Annotated in this window: 15 protein-coding genes; 10 read left to right on the top strand and 5 right to left on the bottom strand. The window is 73.6% G+C overall.

Features of this window, described 5'->3' with window-relative positions; genetic code table 11:
* Positions 1 to 2 precede the first annotated feature (2 nt).
* Positions 3 to 1,049, bottom strand: coding sequence for an SGNH/GDSL hydrolase family protein (locus EJF31_RS16375; protein ID WP_125038199.1), 1,047 nt, complete (start codon positions 1,047 to 1,049; stop codon positions 3 to 5).
* 73 nt (positions 1,050 to 1,122) lie between these two features.
* Here EJF31_RS16375 and EJF31_RS16370 point away from each other — a divergent pair, with 73 nt between their 5' ends.
* The 5 genes from EJF31_RS16370 (at position 1,123) to EJF31_RS16350 (ending at position 5,390) form a co-directional block, all read left to right on the top strand.
* The gene (locus tag EJF31_RS16370) at positions 1,123 to 2,544 is read left to right on the top strand and encodes a cystathionine beta-synthase (protein ID WP_125038198.1); all 1,422 of its coding nucleotides are present in this window, start codon (positions 1,123 to 1,125) and stop codon (positions 2,542 to 2,544) included.
* 123 nt (positions 2,545 to 2,667) lie between these two features.
* The gene (locus tag EJF31_RS16365; protein WP_125038197.1) at positions 2,668 to 3,024 is read left to right on the top strand and encodes a hypothetical protein; all 357 of its coding nucleotides are present in this window, start codon (positions 2,668 to 2,670) and stop codon (positions 3,022 to 3,024) included.
* Positions 3,025 to 3,087: 63 nt separating this feature from the next.
* Entirely contained in the window at positions 3,088 to 3,525 is a 438-nt protein-coding gene (locus EJF31_RS16360) for a Zn-ribbon domain-containing OB-fold protein (protein WP_125038196.1), read from the top strand.
* Positions 3,522 to 4,706, top strand: coding sequence for a lipid-transfer protein (locus tag EJF31_RS16355; protein WP_125038195.1), 1,185 nt, complete (start codon positions 3,522 to 3,524; stop codon positions 4,704 to 4,706). Before EJF31_RS16360 ends, EJF31_RS16355 begins: the two co-directional genes overlap by 4 nt.
* Before the next feature lie 33 nt (positions 4,707 to 4,739).
* Positions 4,740 to 5,390, top strand: a complete 651-nt coding sequence (locus EJF31_RS16350) for a response regulator transcription factor (protein ID WP_125038194.1) — start codon at positions 4,740 to 4,742, stop codon at positions 5,388 to 5,390.
* A gap of 9 nt (positions 5,391 to 5,399) precedes the next feature.
* Here EJF31_RS16350 and EJF31_RS16345 read toward each other — a convergent pair whose 3' ends face one another.
* Positions 5,400 to 6,971 carry a GAF domain-containing protein gene (locus EJF31_RS16345; protein WP_185736319.1) on the bottom strand — a complete coding sequence of 524 codons (1,572 nt, stop codon included), beginning with the start codon at positions 6,969 to 6,971 and terminating at the stop codon, positions 5,400 to 5,402.
* 47 nt (positions 6,972 to 7,018) lie between these two features.
* Complete coding sequence (locus EJF31_RS16340) at positions 7,019 to 7,459, bottom strand: pyridoxamine 5'-phosphate oxidase family protein (RefSeq protein WP_125038192.1); 441 nt, start codon at positions 7,457 to 7,459, stop codon at positions 7,019 to 7,021.
* Between the two features lie 186 nt (positions 7,460 to 7,645).
* Between EJF31_RS16340 and EJF31_RS16335 the strand changes: the two genes are divergently transcribed.
* Positions 7,646 to 8,545, top strand: a complete 900-nt coding sequence (locus EJF31_RS16335) for a universal stress protein (protein ID WP_185736318.1) — start codon at positions 7,646 to 7,648, stop codon at positions 8,543 to 8,545.
* Between the two features lie 24 nt (positions 8,546 to 8,569).
* Here the strand turns inward: EJF31_RS16335 and EJF31_RS16330 are convergent, their stop codons facing one another.
* A complete protein-coding gene (locus EJF31_RS16330; protein WP_125038190.1) occupies positions 8,570 to 9,016 on the bottom strand; it encodes an HPP family protein in 447 nt (148 codons plus the stop codon).
* A gap of 94 nt (positions 9,017 to 9,110) precedes the next feature.
* Between EJF31_RS16330 and EJF31_RS16325 the strand changes: the two genes are divergently transcribed.
* Positions 9,111 to 9,908, top strand: a complete 798-nt coding sequence (locus EJF31_RS16325) for a hypothetical protein (protein WP_221767615.1) — start codon at positions 9,111 to 9,113, stop codon at positions 9,906 to 9,908.
* Between the two features lie 10 nt (positions 9,909 to 9,918).
* Here the strand turns inward: EJF31_RS16325 and EJF31_RS16320 are convergent, their stop codons facing one another.
* A complete protein-coding gene (locus tag EJF31_RS16320) occupies positions 9,919 to 10,287 on the bottom strand; it encodes a YchJ family protein (RefSeq protein ID WP_125038189.1) in 369 nt (122 codons plus the stop codon).
* 69 nt (positions 10,288 to 10,356) lie between these two features.
* On the opposite strand from EJF31_RS16320, the gene EJF31_RS16315 reads away from it, so the two are divergent.
* From EJF31_RS16315 to EJF31_RS16305, 3 genes are read left to right on the top strand one after another with little or no spacing between them, the layout of a single operon-like run.
* Entirely contained in the window at positions 10,357 to 11,781 is a 1,425-nt protein-coding gene (locus tag EJF31_RS16315; RefSeq protein WP_125038188.1) for a magnesium chelatase, read from the top strand.
* The gene (locus EJF31_RS16310; RefSeq protein WP_125038187.1) at positions 11,774 to 13,813 is read left to right on the top strand and encodes a VWA domain-containing protein; all 2,040 of its coding nucleotides are present in this window, start codon (positions 11,774 to 11,776) and stop codon (positions 13,811 to 13,813) included. Before EJF31_RS16315 ends, EJF31_RS16310 begins: the two co-directional genes overlap by 8 nt.
* A gap of 30 nt (positions 13,814 to 13,843) precedes the next feature.
* Positions 13,844 to 14,617 (top strand): TSUP family transporter, encoded by a 774-nt coding sequence (locus tag EJF31_RS16305; RefSeq protein WP_125038186.1) that lies wholly within the window; start codon positions 13,844 to 13,846, stop codon positions 14,615 to 14,617.
* Positions 14,618 to 14,671 lie beyond the last annotated feature (54 nt).

The following is a 14,671-nucleotide window of genomic DNA, read 5'->3' as shown; positions in this document are numbered from 1 at the left end:
TGTCATGCCTGGACCGAGGTGTCGTCGGCCTGCACGTCGTCGTGCGGGTCCTCGGCGTCCGGCGCGGAGCCCTCGGTGTGCGGGTGCCGGCGACGGTGTCGCAGCTCCACCCACATGCCGCGTACGCCGCGGCGCGCACCGGCCACCTCGGTGCCGTCCAGCTCGGTGCCGGGGTTGCGGACGGCCTGGATCGCGGCGGCCACGACCGGCATGATCCCCTCGCCGCGGAACGCCTCGGGCCGCACCTCGTCCTCGGCGATCACGCCGAGCGCGGCCAGCGACGAGGGCAGCAGGACGGTCACGAGCGAGCGGTAGCCCTCCGCGGACGGGTGGAACTGGTCGGGCCCGAACAGCAGGGCCGGGGCGGCGTCGAACTCCGGGCCGAGGATCGAGCCGACCGACACGGTCCGGCCGCCCTGCTCGACGACCGCGATCGTCTGGGCCGCGGCCAGCCGGCGCGACCAGGCGCGGGCGACCTGCTTGAGCGGGGGAGCGATCGGCTTGATGGTGCCGAGGTCCGGGCAGGTGCCGACCAGCACCGCGACACCGGCCTCGCGCAGGCGGCGTACGCCCTCGGCCAGCTGGCGCACCGACTGGGAGGGCAGGACCTGGTGGGTGACGTCGTTGGCGCCGATGAGGATCACCGCGAGGTCCGGCTCGATCGGCAGGGTGCGGTCGATCTGGGCGGCGAGGTCTGCCGAGCGGGCGCCGACGACGGCGAACTCGCGCAGGTAGACCCGCCGGTCGGCGCGCTCCGCGATCGAGCTCGCCAGCAGCGAGCCCGGCGTGTCCTCGACCCGGTCGACGCCGTAGCCGGCCGCGCTGGAGTCGCCCAGCAGCGCCACCTTGATGGCCGGGCCGGGGCGGCCGCGGCCGTACCACCCGGTCGCGTCCGGCGGCGGGTCCGCGCGCAGCTCGCCGATGGTCTTGCGGGCGAGCCTGGCCTCGGCGGTCAGGACGGCGTACAGGCTTCCGCCCAGCAGTGAGAGTCCGCCGCCGCCATAGGCGGCAGCGGACGCGAGCTTGCGGGCTGCTCCGGCTTTCCCCACGGGCTCACTCTACGGATGCGGGGCGCGCCGCGAGGTTTGCGGGGTTGGTGGTCGGGAGTCATAGATTGGCGGGGTGCAGTACGTGAACTCACTCCTCGACCTCATCGGCAACACCCCGCTGCTGAGGCTGTCCCGGTCCCTCTCCACCCCCGACGGACCCTCCTTCGACGACTCGGCCGAGGGCCACGGGCCGCTGCTGCTGGCCAAGGTCGAGTACCTCAACCCCGGCGGCTCCGTGAAGGACCGCATCGCCGAGCGCATGATCGAGGCCGCCGAGGCCTCGGGTGAGCTCCAGCCAGGCGGCACGATCGTCGAGCCGACCTCCGGCAACACCGGTGTCGGGCTCGCGATGGTCGCCCAGGCCAAGGGCTACAAGTGCATCTTCGTGTGCCCCGACAAGGTCTCCGAGGACAAGCGCAACGTCCTCAAGGCCTACGGCGCCGAGGTCGTGGTCTGCCCGACCGCCGTCGCGCCCGAGCACCCGGACTCCTACTACAACGTGTCCGACCGGCTCTCCAGGCAGCCCGGCGCGTGGAAGCCCGACCAGTACTCCAACCCGCACAACCCGCGCTCCCACTACGAGACCACCGGTCCGGAGATCTGGGCGCAGACCGAGGGCAAGATCACCCACTTCGTCTGCGGAGTCGGCACCGGCGGCACCATCAGCGGCATCGGCCGCTACCTCAAGGAGCAGAACCCCGCGATCCAGGTGATCGGCGCCGACCCGGCCGGCTCGGTCTACTCCGGCGGCACCGGCCGCCCCTACCTCGTCGAGGGCGTGGGCGAGGACTTCTGGCCCACCACCTACGACAAGACCGTCGCCGACCGGATCATCGAGGTCTCGGACGCCGACTCCTTCGCCTTCACCCGGCGCCTGGCCCGCGAGGAGGCGCTGCTCGTCGGCGGCTCGTCCGGCATGGCGGCGTACGCCGCGAAGCAGCTGGCCCTCGAGCTCGCCGGCACCCCGGAGGGCAAGGACGCCGTCATCGTCGTCCTGCTGCCCGACTCCGGCCGCGGCTACCTCACCAAGGTCTTCAACGACGAGTGGCTGGCGCAGTACGGCTTCCCGGTCGAGGGCGCCGAGCAGGACCCGCGCAGCGTCGGCGACGTGCTGCGCGGCAAGGACGGGCGGCTGCCCGACCTCGTCCACACGCACCCGTCGGAGACCATCGCCGAGGCCGTGCACATCCTGCAGGAGTACGGCGTCTCGCAGATGCCGGTCGTCCGCGCCGAGCCGCCGATCGTGGCAGCCGAGGTGGCCGGCTCGGTCTCCGAGCGCACCCTGCTCGACGCGCTCTTCGCCGGCACCGCGCGCCTGACCGACCCGGTCGAGGAGCACATGTCGCCGGCCTTGCCGACGATCGGCTCCACCGAGCCCGCCTCGGCGGCCGTGAAGATGCTCGAGTCGGCCGACGCCGTGCTCGTCCACGAGGACGGCAAGCCCGTCGGCGTCCTGACCCGCCAGGACCTGCTGGCCTACCTCGCCCGCGGCTAGACCTGTCGACACACCGAACCCCCGGATCGGGCGGCCTCACGGCTTCCGATCAGGGGGTTCGGTGTGTCCGGGGGCCTGTGGACGACCGGATTCGGTGAGTCCCGAGCGGGAACGCTGGCGGGCATGACGGTGGTGGAGTGGCTGCAGGAGCTGGGTGGTGTCGCGACGCGCGGCACCCTCCTGCGACTCGTCACCCGGTCCGAGCTGGACCGTGTGGTGGCGGCAGGTGACGTGCTCCGGCTCGCCCGAGGTCGCTACGCACTGCCCGATGCTGACGCGGGTGTGCGCGCGGCCGCCGCCCTGGGTGGCGTGCTGTCCGTGACCAGCGCGGCGCTCCACCACGGCTGGGCGGTGAGGTCGGTGCCGCGCCGGGAGGACGTGATGCACGACCCCAATTTCGTGGGCGAGGTGCTGGTGGCGGCGGTCGCCCTTGCCCAGCAACACACCGAAGTCGCCCGACGACGCCGTTCGGCTGCCTGATCGAGGACTTCGTGGTGTCGTTCGGTCGGCTAGGATGAGAACACGTTCTAGTTTGGAGGCGACATGGCCGCGACGCCCGCGATCGAGGGCTGGTTCAAGACCGGACCCGACCCCGCGCTGGTCGGGTCGCAGTGCACGACCTGCGGCAACGTGGCCTTCCCGCCGACCGGGCCGCAGGGCTTCTGCCGCAACCCCGCCTGCGACGGCGAGTCGTTCGAGGACGTGAGGCTGTCCCGTCACGGCACCGTCTGGTCCTACACCGACGCGCAGTACCAGCCCCCGCCTCCCTACGTCGCCGCCGACCCGTTCGAGCCGTTCGCGCTCGCCGCGGTCGAGCTGCCCGAGGGGCTGGTCGTGCTCGGCCAGGTCGCCGAGGGCTACGGCGTGCAGCACCTCCACGTCGGCGCCGAGGTCGAGCTGGTGGTCGAGGACCTCGATCCCGGCCACTCCATCTGGCGCTGGAAGCCCGTTGTCGAGCTCGGCGAGGAGGCGGACCAGTGAGCGTCGCGGTCCTCGGCGTCGGCATGCACCCCTGGGGCAAGTGGGGCCGCAGCTTCGTCTCCTACGGCGTGCACGCCGCCCGCGCCGCCCTCGCCGACGCGGGCATCCCCTGGACCGACGTCGACCTCGTCGTCGGCGGCGAGACGGTCCGCAACGGCTACGCCGGCTACGTCGCCGGCGCGACCTTCGCCCAGGCCCTGGGCTGGAACGGCGCCCGCGTCGCGACGTCGTACGCCGCGTGCGCCACCGGTGCGCAAGCCCTCGACACCGCCCGGGCCCGGATCCTGGCCGGGCTGTGCGAGGTGGCGCTGGTGGTCGGCGCGGACACCACGCCGAAGGGCTTCCTAGCCCCCAACGCCGGCGAGCGTTGGGACGACCCCGACTGGCTGCGGTTCCGGCTGCTGGGGATGACCAACCCGGCCTACTTCGCGATGTACGCCCGCCGCCGGATGGACCTCCACGGCGCCACCCCCGAGGACTTCGCGCGGGTGAAGGTGAAGAACGCCCGGCACGGCCTGGCCAACCCGAACGCCCGCTACCGCAAGGAGGTCGCCGTCGAGGACGTCCTCGCCAGCGCCGTGGTCTCCGACCCGCTGCACCTGCTCGACATCTGCGCCACCTCCGACGGTGCGGCCGCGGTCGTGCTGACCAGCCTCGAGTACGCGCGGCGCCACGGGATCGCGAGTCCGGTCCGTGTCGACGCCGTCTCGACGGTGACGCCGTCCTTCCCCAACACCGTGCTCGACATGCCGATGCTCTCGACCGACTCGGCGGGCGTGGTCGGCGCCCCGGAGCGGACGTTCAAGGAGTCGATCGCGCACGCGGCGTACGAGGAGGCCGGGATCGGCCCCGAGGACGTCGGCCTGGCCGAGGTCTACGACCTGTCCACGGCCCTCGAGCTGGACTGGATGGAGGACCTCGGCCTGTGCAAGCCGGGCGAGGCCGAGGCGCTGCTGCGGGCCGGTGAGACCACCATCGGCGGCCGGGTCCCGGTCAACCCCTCGGGCGGGCTGGCCTGCTTCGGCGAGGCGGTCCCGGCGCAGGCGCTCGCGCAGGTCTGCGAGGTGACCTGGCAGCTGCGCGGGCAGGCCGAGGGTCGTCAGGTGGAGGGTGCCCGCGTGGGCGTCACCGCCAACCAGGGACTCTTCGGCCACGGCTCGTCGGTGGTGCTGAGTGTCTGACCCCGCCTGCCCGGGTGGTGTAGAACAACGGGCATGACGATCCGTGTCTTCCTCCTCGATGACCACGAGGTCGTCCGCCAGGGCCTCCGGACGCTCCTCGAGGCGGCCGGCGACATCGAGGTCGTCGGTGAGTCCGGCTCGGCCGAGGAGGCCGCGGCCCGCATCCCCGCCCTGCACCCCCACGTCGCGGTCCTCGACGGCCGGCTCCCGGACGGGTCCGGCATCGAGGTCTGCCGGCAGATCCGGGCGGTCGACCCGTCGATCGGCGCACTGATCCTCACGTCGTACGACGACGACGAGGCGCTCTTCGCCGCGATCATGGCCGGCGCCGCCGGCTACGTGCTCAAGGAGATCAAGGGCTCCGACCTCGTCGGGGCGATCCGCCAGGTCGCCGCGGGCAACTCCCTCATCGACCCCTCGCTCACGGCCCGCGTGCTCGAGCGCGTGCGCAACGGGCCCTCGACCGCCCCGGAGCTCGCCCGCCTGACCGAGCAGGAGATGAAGCTGCTCGCCCTCATCGCCGAGGGCCTGACCAACCGGCAGATCGGGGAGCGGATGTTCCTGGCGGAGAAGACGGTCAAGAACTACGTCTCGAGCATCCTGGCCAAGCTGGGTCTCGAGCGCCGCACGCAGGCCGCGGTGCTCGCCGCCAAGCTCCTCGGCCCGACCGACGCCCAGGGCTGACCCAGGGCGTCAGCCCAGCGGGACCCGCCAGACGAACGACGTGCCGCGCGGCTCGCGGTCGGTCAGCTCCATGCTGCCGCCGAGCCCGACCGCCCGGCGCCGGGCGTTGCGCAGGCCGCTCTCGTGGATGCCGGCGACCAGGCCGGTCCCGTCGTCGGTCACGTGCAGCCGCAGCTCCCGGTCGCCCACGTGCAGCTCGACGTCGGCGTGGTCGGCCAGCGCGTGCCGGGCCACGTTGGACAGGGCCTCGCGCAGGACGGGGATCAGCTGCTCGCGCACCGCGGGCGGCACCCCCGTGTCGACCGGACCGCTCGTGCGCACCGACGGCGTGAACCCGAGCACGGGGACGTACTCCCGCACCAGCGAGCGGAGCTCGTCGCGCAGCGAGTCCGCCCGCCGGTTGGAGAGCTCGAAGATGGTGCCGCGGATGTCGCGGATCGTGAGGTCGAGGTCCTCGACGGCCTTGTCGATCCGGGCGGTCGCGTCGGGGTTGTTCGCGAGCATCGCGACCCCCTGCAGCTGCAGCCCGGTCGCGAAGAGCCGCTGGATCACCACGTCGTGGAGGTCGCGCGCGATCCGCTCGCGGTCGGAGATGACGGCGAGCTCCTGGCGGTCGGCGACGGCCTGGGCCCGGTCGACGGCCAGTCCGGCCTGGTCGGCGAACGACGCCAGCAGCTCGCGCTCGTCCGGGTCCCGCGGCGCCGCACCGGACGCGTAGAGGGCCACGAGCACGCCACCGTCGGTGAGGTGGGCGCGCAGCGGCATCACGACGGCGTCGTACGCCGTGAGGCTGACCTCGCCGGGCAGCGACTCGGCCGCGGGCAGGAGCCGCCCCGCCAGCTCGTCGAGCGCCGCGTCCACGCCCTCGGCGTCCTCGCGGTCGCACGCGACGGTCCGGGTCGGGCCGCCGTCGGCCAGGCCGACGAGCGCCGTGGCCGGCGCGCCCGAGGCGGACCGCGCGGTCTGGGCGATCAGCTGCAGGGCGTGCCCCACCGCGATCGGGGGCTGCAGGGCGGCGGTCAGCTCGGCCGAGGCCTCCAGCCACTGGCGTCGCCGCTCGCTGAGCCCGTAGGCCCGGGCGTTCTCGATCACGAAGCCGGCGGCGCTGGCCAGCGCCTCGACCAGGAGCTCGTCCTGCTCGGTGAACGACCCGCCGCCCGCCTTCTCGGTCAGGTAGAGGTTGCCGAAGACGGTGCCCCGCACCCGCACCGGCACGCCCAGGAACGTGCCCATGGGCGGGTGGTTGGGCGGGAAGCCGAAGGACGCCGGGTGCTGGGCCAGGTCGTCGAGGCGGATCGCCTCCGGGTGGCGGATGAGCAGGCCCAGGATCCCGCGCCCGCGCGGCAGGTCGCCGATCAGGGCCCGTTGCTGGTCGGTCATCCCGGTCGTCACGAACTCGACCAGCTCGTCCTGCCCGCCGATCACGCCGAGGGCGGCGTAGCGGGCACCGGTCAGCTGCGTGGCCGACTCCACGATCCTGGTCAGGACGCGGTGCAGGTCGAGGTCGGTGGAGATGGCGACGACGGCGTCGAGGAGGGCCCGGGCGGACCCGGCGAGCTCGAGTCGGGACTGGGTGCTCACGGGCCCAGTGTGGGGCAGGGGGGGCGGCTGCTCCACCGGACGCGCGGTCAGACCACGCGATGGACCGGGAGGTCCTCCATCGGCACCCAGCCGGTCCCGAGGCGGCGTCCCGACAGCTCGCTCCACCGGATCCGCAGGCACAGCGTGCGGATCCCGCTCGCCCAGGGACGGGGCGGCCACGTCGTGCGGATGCGCTCGACCTCCGCGGGGTCGGTGACGACCTCGGCCCGGCCCCGGGCTACGACGCTCCAGCCACGGTGGTACTCGTAGTCGAACTGGTCGATCTCGAAGGCGAGCATGCTGTCCCGTCCGTGCGTCCCGAGCAGGCTGTAGGGCGAGGTCAGCACGACGACCGACTCCTCGACCACCGAGTAGTTGACGGGCACGATGTGCGGCCCGGTCGGGGTGGCGAGGGCGATGCGCCCCACGACCCCCGCGCGCAGCAACGCCTCGCACTCCGACGGACTGAGCTCGAACGAGTCCTGCATCGCGCACCTCCTGGTCTGACGGTCCTTCCGAGCCTCGCCCCTGGACCCGGTCGCGGATCAGGGTCGATGGTCCCGATCCCGGGGTCCGTTGCGCCCTGCCCGCGCGTGCGGGCGGCCGCGAGAGTCGAGGTGGGACACGTCCGGCGTACGCCGGACCAGAGCCCGGACCAGACCAGGGAGGACCCCATGACCACCACCCCCAGCGCCACCCGACCCGGCACGATCGTCGTCGGTGTGGACGGCTCGCCCTCTGCCTCACGGGCGCTCTCCTGGGCGATCGAGCAGGCCCGCCGCGAGAACCGCGGCATCACGCTCGTCCACGGCTTCAGCCCCACCAGCCTGTCGTGGATGTCGGCGCCCGGCCTGGACCGTCGCGTGCTCGTCGATGCGCTGCGCGAGGACGCCGACGCGATCGTCCACGACGCGGCCTGCCAGGTCGCCGAGACGGCTCCCGACATCGCCGTCGACCGGGTGGTCCGGGTCTCCGACCCCCGCGAGGTGCTGCTCGAGCTGTCGCAGGACGCCGCCCTGGTCGTGGTCGGGTCGCGCGGCCGCGGCACGATGGCCAGCCTGATGCTCGGCTCCGTCGGGGTCGCGGTGACCCGGCACGCCAAGTGCCCGGTCGTGGTCATGCGCCCCACCCACGAGGGCACCGTCCGGCACGGCGTGCTCGTCGGGGTCGACGGGACCGAGCGGTCCACGGCGCCCCTGGACTTCGCCTACGCGATGGCCTCGGCCCGCGGGCTCCCGCTGACCGTCGTGCATTGCGTGTGGGACCAGCTGGCAGCGCCGGTGACGGCGTACCTCCTCGACGACGAGCCGCGCGACGACGACCTCGCGCCCCAGCACCTGGCCGTGGCGGAGTCGACGGCCGGCCTGGCTGAGAAGTATCCCGACGTGCACGTCACCATCCGCATCGCCCGCGGCTTCGCGGACGAGATCCTGGCCCGGTGGTCGGACCGGATGGACCTCGTCGTGGTCGGCGCCCACCACGGCAGCAACCTCGCCGAGGCCACCGGTGGCTCGGTGGCGGCCGGCGTCGTGGAGCACGCCCACAGCCCGGTCGCGGTCGTCCCGCTGGGCTGATCCTGGGCTGATCGCCCGCAGGGCTCAGGGCCGGTCGGTGCCGAGCAGGTGCCGGCCGGCCACCAGCGCGACGATGTCCGACCAGGTGACCACGCCCACCACCCGACCCGAGTCGTCGACGACGGGGAGGGCGTCGACGAGGGCGTCCAGCATCACCGACGCGGCGTCGCGCACCGACGCGTCCCGGTGCACCCGCGGCCGCTCGGCGACCGGGGTCCTCGTCAGGGTGTCGGCGACCAGCCGCGGCGCCTGACCCGGGCCGCTGGGAGTGGAGCCGAGCGCGAGCAGCGCCTGCTCGGCGGACAGGAGGCCGTGGCAGGTCCGGTCCGGGTCGACCACCACGAGGTGGCGCAGCGCGGTGCGGACGAACGCGTCCAGGGCGAGACGGAGCTCGCAGTCGGAGCGGATCGCCACGATCTGTCGCGACATGATCTCGCTGACCGAGGTGCCGGCCGCGTCGGTCTCGTCCATGCCTCCACGGTGCGGCCACGCCGCCCGCCCGGACAGGGGCCAAGGTCCCGTCCCGACCGAGTCGATCAGCAGGCCGATCGGTAGCCTCGCGGCCGTGCTGCCGTCGCTGCCGTCGCCCCGCGTGCTCGACCTCTTCGCCGTGCCCGACGACCCCCGGCCGCTGCCCGGAGGGCAGGGCGCCAGCGTGCTGGCGGGCGACCTCGTGCTCAGCCCGGGCCGCGACCAGGAGACCCAGGCCTGGCTCAGCCCGGTGCTGGCCCGGCTGGCGGTCCGCCTCGACGAGGACCCGCACCGGACCGCGCGCGACCTCCGGGTCGCGATGCCGGTCCCGGCCCGCGACGGGACCTGGGTCGTCGACGGCTGGGCGGCCAGCCGCTACGAGCCGGGGACCGAGGCGTGCCACGACCTCGAGGTCCTCCGACGCACCGGCGACCTCCTGCACGCCCAGCTCGCCGTCGCCGTGCCGCGGCGCCCGGCCGCGCTGGACGGCCGCGTCGACCGGTGGGCGGTCGCGGAGCGGGTGGCCTTCGGCGAGGCGCCGCTGGACCGCGACGACCTCGCGGCCGACCTGGCCCGCTCCCTGCTGGCCGGGCTCGCACCGGCCACCGCCCCCGCCGGGCTCGTGCACGCCGACCTCGCGGGCAACGTCCTGCTCGACCTCGCCGGCGCACCGGTGGTCATCGACGTCTCGCCGGCCTGGCGCCCGGCCTCCTGGGCGGACGCCGTCTGCGTGCTGGACTCGGTGCTGTGGCGCGGTGCCGACCCGGCCACGCTCGACGACCCGCCCCGCGAGGACCTCCTGCGGGCCGTCGTGTTCCGGGTGCTTTCCGACGACCCGGCCGACGTGACGGCGTACGCCGCCGTCGCCGAGCGCGCCCAGCGGATCCCCTAGGAGACCTGGCCTAGGAGACCTCGCCGTCGACGTAGACCCAGCGCTTGCCGCGCTGCTCGAAGCGGCTCCGCTCGTGCATCGAGCCGGGGGTCCCGGACCGCGACCAGGACGCCACGAACTCCACCCAGTCCTCTCCCGAGTCGAGGATCTCCAGCCCGGTCCACTCCAGGTCGGGGTCGGGGGAGAGGTCGTCGGGACGGGTGCGGGGGTGCCAGGTGCGGAACACGTAGTCGGTCTCGCCCACGGCATACGCCGCGTAGCGCGCCCGCATCAGCTCCTCCGGCGACACCGGCAGCGCCGCGCCCCGGTGGAACCGTCCGCAGCACGCGTCGTAGGTCGCACCCGATCCGCACGGGCAGGTCTGCTGGAGGCTGGCCATCCGGGCAGCCTACGGTCCCGCAACGTGGACGAAACCCCACGGGTTGGGTCGCTGAGTAGCGTGGAAAACGTGACGTCTGCACCCAGCAACCAGGCCAGCACCCCGACCAGCACCCCGCCCGCGATCTCCACCGTCGGCGCGCTCCGGGCCTCCGGCCACGTGGAGCGGACGCTGCGGCAGGAGATCCGCGACAACCTGCTGGCGGCGCTCCGCGAGGGCCGCGACCCGTGGCCGGGCCTGCACGGCTTCGAGGACACCGTCATCCCGCAGCTCGAGCGCGCGCTGCTCGCCGGCCACGACGTGGTGCTCCTCGGCGAGCGCGGCCAGGGCAAGACCCGGCTGCTGCGCACGCTCGTCGGGCTGCTCGACGAGTGGACGCCGGTCATCGACGGCTCCGAGCTGGGCGAGCACCCCTACGACCCGATCACGCACGCGTCGCGGCGCCGCGCGGCCGAGCTCGGCGACGACCTGCCGGTGGCGTGGCGGCACCGCGACGAGCGCTACGCCGAGAAGCTGGCCACGCCGGACACGAGCGTGGCCGACCTGATCGGGGACGTCGACCCGATGAAGGTGGCCGAGGGCCGCTCGCTGGGCGACCCGGAGACCATCCACTTCGGCCTGATCCCGCGCTCGCACCGCGGGATCGTCGCGATCAACGAGCTGCCCGACCTCGCCGAGCGCATCCAGGTGGCGATGCTCAACGTGATGGAGGAGCGCGACATCCAGATCCGCGGCTACGTCCTGCGGCTGCCCCTCGACGTGCTCGTCGTCGCCAGCGCCAACCCCGAGGACTACACCAACCGCGGCCGGATCATCACCCCGCTCAAGGACCGCTTCGGCGCCGAGATCCGCACCCACTACCCCTCCGAGCTCGAGGACGAGGTCGCCGTCATCCGGCAGGAGGCCAGCCTGGTCGCGGAGGTGCCCGACCACCTCGTCGAGATCCTGGCCCGCTTCACCCGGGCGCTGCGCGAGTCCAGTGCCGTCGACCAGCGCTCGGGCGTCTCGGCCCGCTTCGCGATCGCCGGCGCCGAGACGATCGCGGCCGCGGCCCTGCACCGCGCCACGTCCCAGGGCGAGGACCACGCCGTCGCCCGCGTGGTCGACCTGGAGACCGCCGTCGACGTGCTCGGCGGCAAGATCGAGTTCGAGTCCGGCGAGGAGGGCCGCGAGCTGGAGATCCTGGGCCACCTGCTGCGCACCGCCACCGCCGAGACGGTCCGCCAGCACTTCCGCGGCCTGGACTTCGCGTTGCTCGTCGACGCGATCGAGGCCGGCTCGATGGTGACCACGGGCGAGCAGGTCACCGCCCGCGACTTCCTGACCGGGCTGCCGGTGCTGGGGGAGTCCGAGCTGTACGACGACGTGTGCGACCGCCTCAACGCCACCAACGACGGCGAGCGGGCCGGCGCGATCGAGCTGGCGCTGGAGGGGCTCTACCTCGCCCGCCGGGTCAGCAAGGAGTCCGGAGGCGGCGAGACTGTCTATGGCTAGACACGTCCGCGACACCCGCTACGGCCGCTACGACGGCGGGCCCGACCCGCTCGCGCCGCCGGTCGACATCGCCGAGGCGCTCGACGCCATCGGCGAGGACGTGATGGCGGGCTACAGCCCGGAGCGGGCGATGCGGGAGTTCCTGCGCCGCGGCGGTCGCGACCAGCGCGGCCTCGACGACCTGGCCCGCCGGGTCGCCGAGCGGCGCCGTGACCTGCTCCAGCGACACAACCTCGACGGCACCCTGCAGGAGGTCCGCGAGCTGCTGGACCACGCCCTGCTCGAGGAGCGCAAGCAGCTGGCCCGCGACGTGACGATGGACGACGCCGACCGGGCGTTCCGGGAGATGCAGCTGGAGAACCTCCCGGCCTCCACCGCGGCCGCGGTGAGCGAGCTGTCGTCGTACGACTGGTCCTCGCGACAGGCCCGCGAGGACTACGAGAAGATCAAGGACCTGCTCGGCCGCGAGATGCTCGACCAGCGCTTCGCCGGCATGAAGGACGCCCTCGAGAACGCCACCGACGAGGACCGGGCGGCCATCAACGAGATGCTCGGCGACCTCAACGAGCTGCTCGACAAGCACCGCCGCGGGGTCGACACCCAGGACGACTTCGAGGCGTTCATGGACAAGCACGGCGACTTCTTCCCCGAGCGGCCCCGCGACGTCGAGGAACTGCTCGACTCGCTCGCCCAGCGGGCCGCCGCGGCCCAGCGCATGCGCAACTCGATGACCCAGGAGCAGCGCGACGAGCTCGACGCCCTGGCCTCGCAGGCGTTCGGCTCGCCCGAGCTCATGCAGTCGCTCTCGCAGCTCGACGCCAACCTCCAGGCGCTGCGGCCCGGCGAGGACTGGGGCGGCTCGGAGCGCTTCGACGGCGAGGAGGGGCTCGGCCTCGGCGACGGCACCGGCGTGCTCCAGGACCTCGCCGACCTCGACCAGCTCTCCGACCAGCTCTCCCAGTCCTACGGCGGCGCCCGTCTCGACGACGTCGACCTCGACAAGCTGGCCCGCCAGCTCGGCGACGAGGCGGCCGTCGACGCCCGCACGCTCCAGCGGCTCGAGCAGGCGCTGCGCGACAGCGGCACCCTGCGCCGCGACTCGACCGGCCAGCTCAAGCTGACCCCGAAGGCGATGCGCCAGCTCGGCAAGGCGCTGCTCCGGGACGTCGCCGACAAGATGTCGGGACGGCAGGGCCAGCGCGACCTGCGGCAGGCCGGCGCGGCCGGGGAGCGCTCCGGCGCGACCCGCGAGTGGGCCTTCGGCGACACCGAGCCCTGGGACGTCACCCGCACGGTCACCAACGCCGTGGTCCGCACGGTCTCGGAGGGCCGCTCGGCGCGCGACGGCGTACGCCTCGAGATCGGCGACGTCGAGGTCACCGAGACCGAGGCGCGCACCCAGGCCTGCGTCGCACTGCTCGTCGACACGTCGTTCTCGATGGCGATGGACGGTCGGTGGGTGCCGATGAAGCGCACCGCGCTCGCGCTGCACACGCTGATCCGGTCGCGCTTCCGCGGCGACGCGCTGCAGCTGATCGGCTTCGGGCGGCACGCCGAGGTGATGGACATCGAGCAGCTCACCGGGCTGGACGCCATGTGGGACAAGGGCACCAACCTCCACCACGCGCTGCTGCTGGCCAACCGGCACTTCCGCAAGCACCCCAACGCCCAGCCGGTGCTCCTGATCGTCACCGACGGCGAGCCCACGTCCCACCTCGAGCCCGACGGGGAGGTGTGGTTCAGCTACCCGCCGCACCCGCTGACCGTGGCGTACGCCGTCCGCGAGCTCGACAACGCCGGGCGGCTCGGGGCGCAGACGACGTTCTTCCGCCTCGGCGAGGATCCGGGCCTGGCCCGCTTCATCGACTCGATGGCCAAGCGCGTCGACGGCCGGGTCGTGGCGCCCGAGCTCGACGACCTCGGCGCCGCCGTCGTCGGCTCCTACCTCGGCTCGCGGGACCCGCGCGCCGGCGGCGGCTACGGCGGCTACGGCGACTGGTTCGGCAACCGGGGGTTCTGGGTCGGCGACTGACGCCGGGAGCGGCCGCCTACGATCACCGGCGTGGCCGACCCGACGACTCTCCTGCTGCTCGGGTTGGCCGGGCTCGCGGCCGGGTTCGTCGACGCGGTCGTGGGTGGCGGCGGGCTGATCCAGCTGCCGGCGATCCTGATCGGCCTCCCCAACGCCTCGACCATCCAGGTCCTGGCCAGCAACAAGGTCGCCGCGATCAGCGGCACGACGGTCAGCGCGGCGACGTACTACCGCCGGGTGCGCCCCGACCCGCGCACCTTCCTGCCGCTCATGGCGCTCGCCTTCGCCGGCTCGATGGGCGGCGCGCTCGTGGCGACGCAGGTCCCGCGCGAGGCGTTCGACCCGATCGTGCTGGTCGCGCTGGTGCTCGTCGGCGGCTACGTGCTGTTCAAGCCCGCCCTCGGCGACGCGACCGCGCTCCGCTTCGCCGGCCACCGGCACACGGCCGCCGCGATGGGCACCGGCCTGCTCGTCGGCTTCTACGACGGCGCGCTCGGCCCCGGCACCGGCAGCTTCTTCGTCTTCACCCTCGTCGGGCTGCTCGGCTACAGCTTCCTCGAGGCCTCCGCCAAGGCCCGGCTGGCCAACTGGGCGACCAACCTGGCCGCCATCGTGATCTTCCTGCCGCAGGGCGCGGTGCTCTGGCGGGTCGCGGTCGTGATGGGGCTGTGCAACATCGTCGGCGGCTACGTCGGCGCGCGGACGGCGGTCAACCGCGGCACCCGCTTCGTGCGGATCTTCTTCATCCTCGTCGTGTCCGCGTTCATCGTGCGGCTCGGCGGCGACGTCCTGGGCGTGTGGTGAGCGCGACGTCGCCAACGCGCCGGGGGGCAAACGTGGCCGGATCAGCCGTCAGCA

This window comes from Nocardioides sp. LS1 (assembly GCF_003865225.1).
GTDB classification, from domain to species: Bacteria; Actinomycetota; Actinomycetes; order Propionibacteriales; family Nocardioidaceae; genus Nocardioides; species Nocardioides ginsengisegetis.
This window is presented reverse-complemented; position numbering and strand designations above follow the sequence as displayed.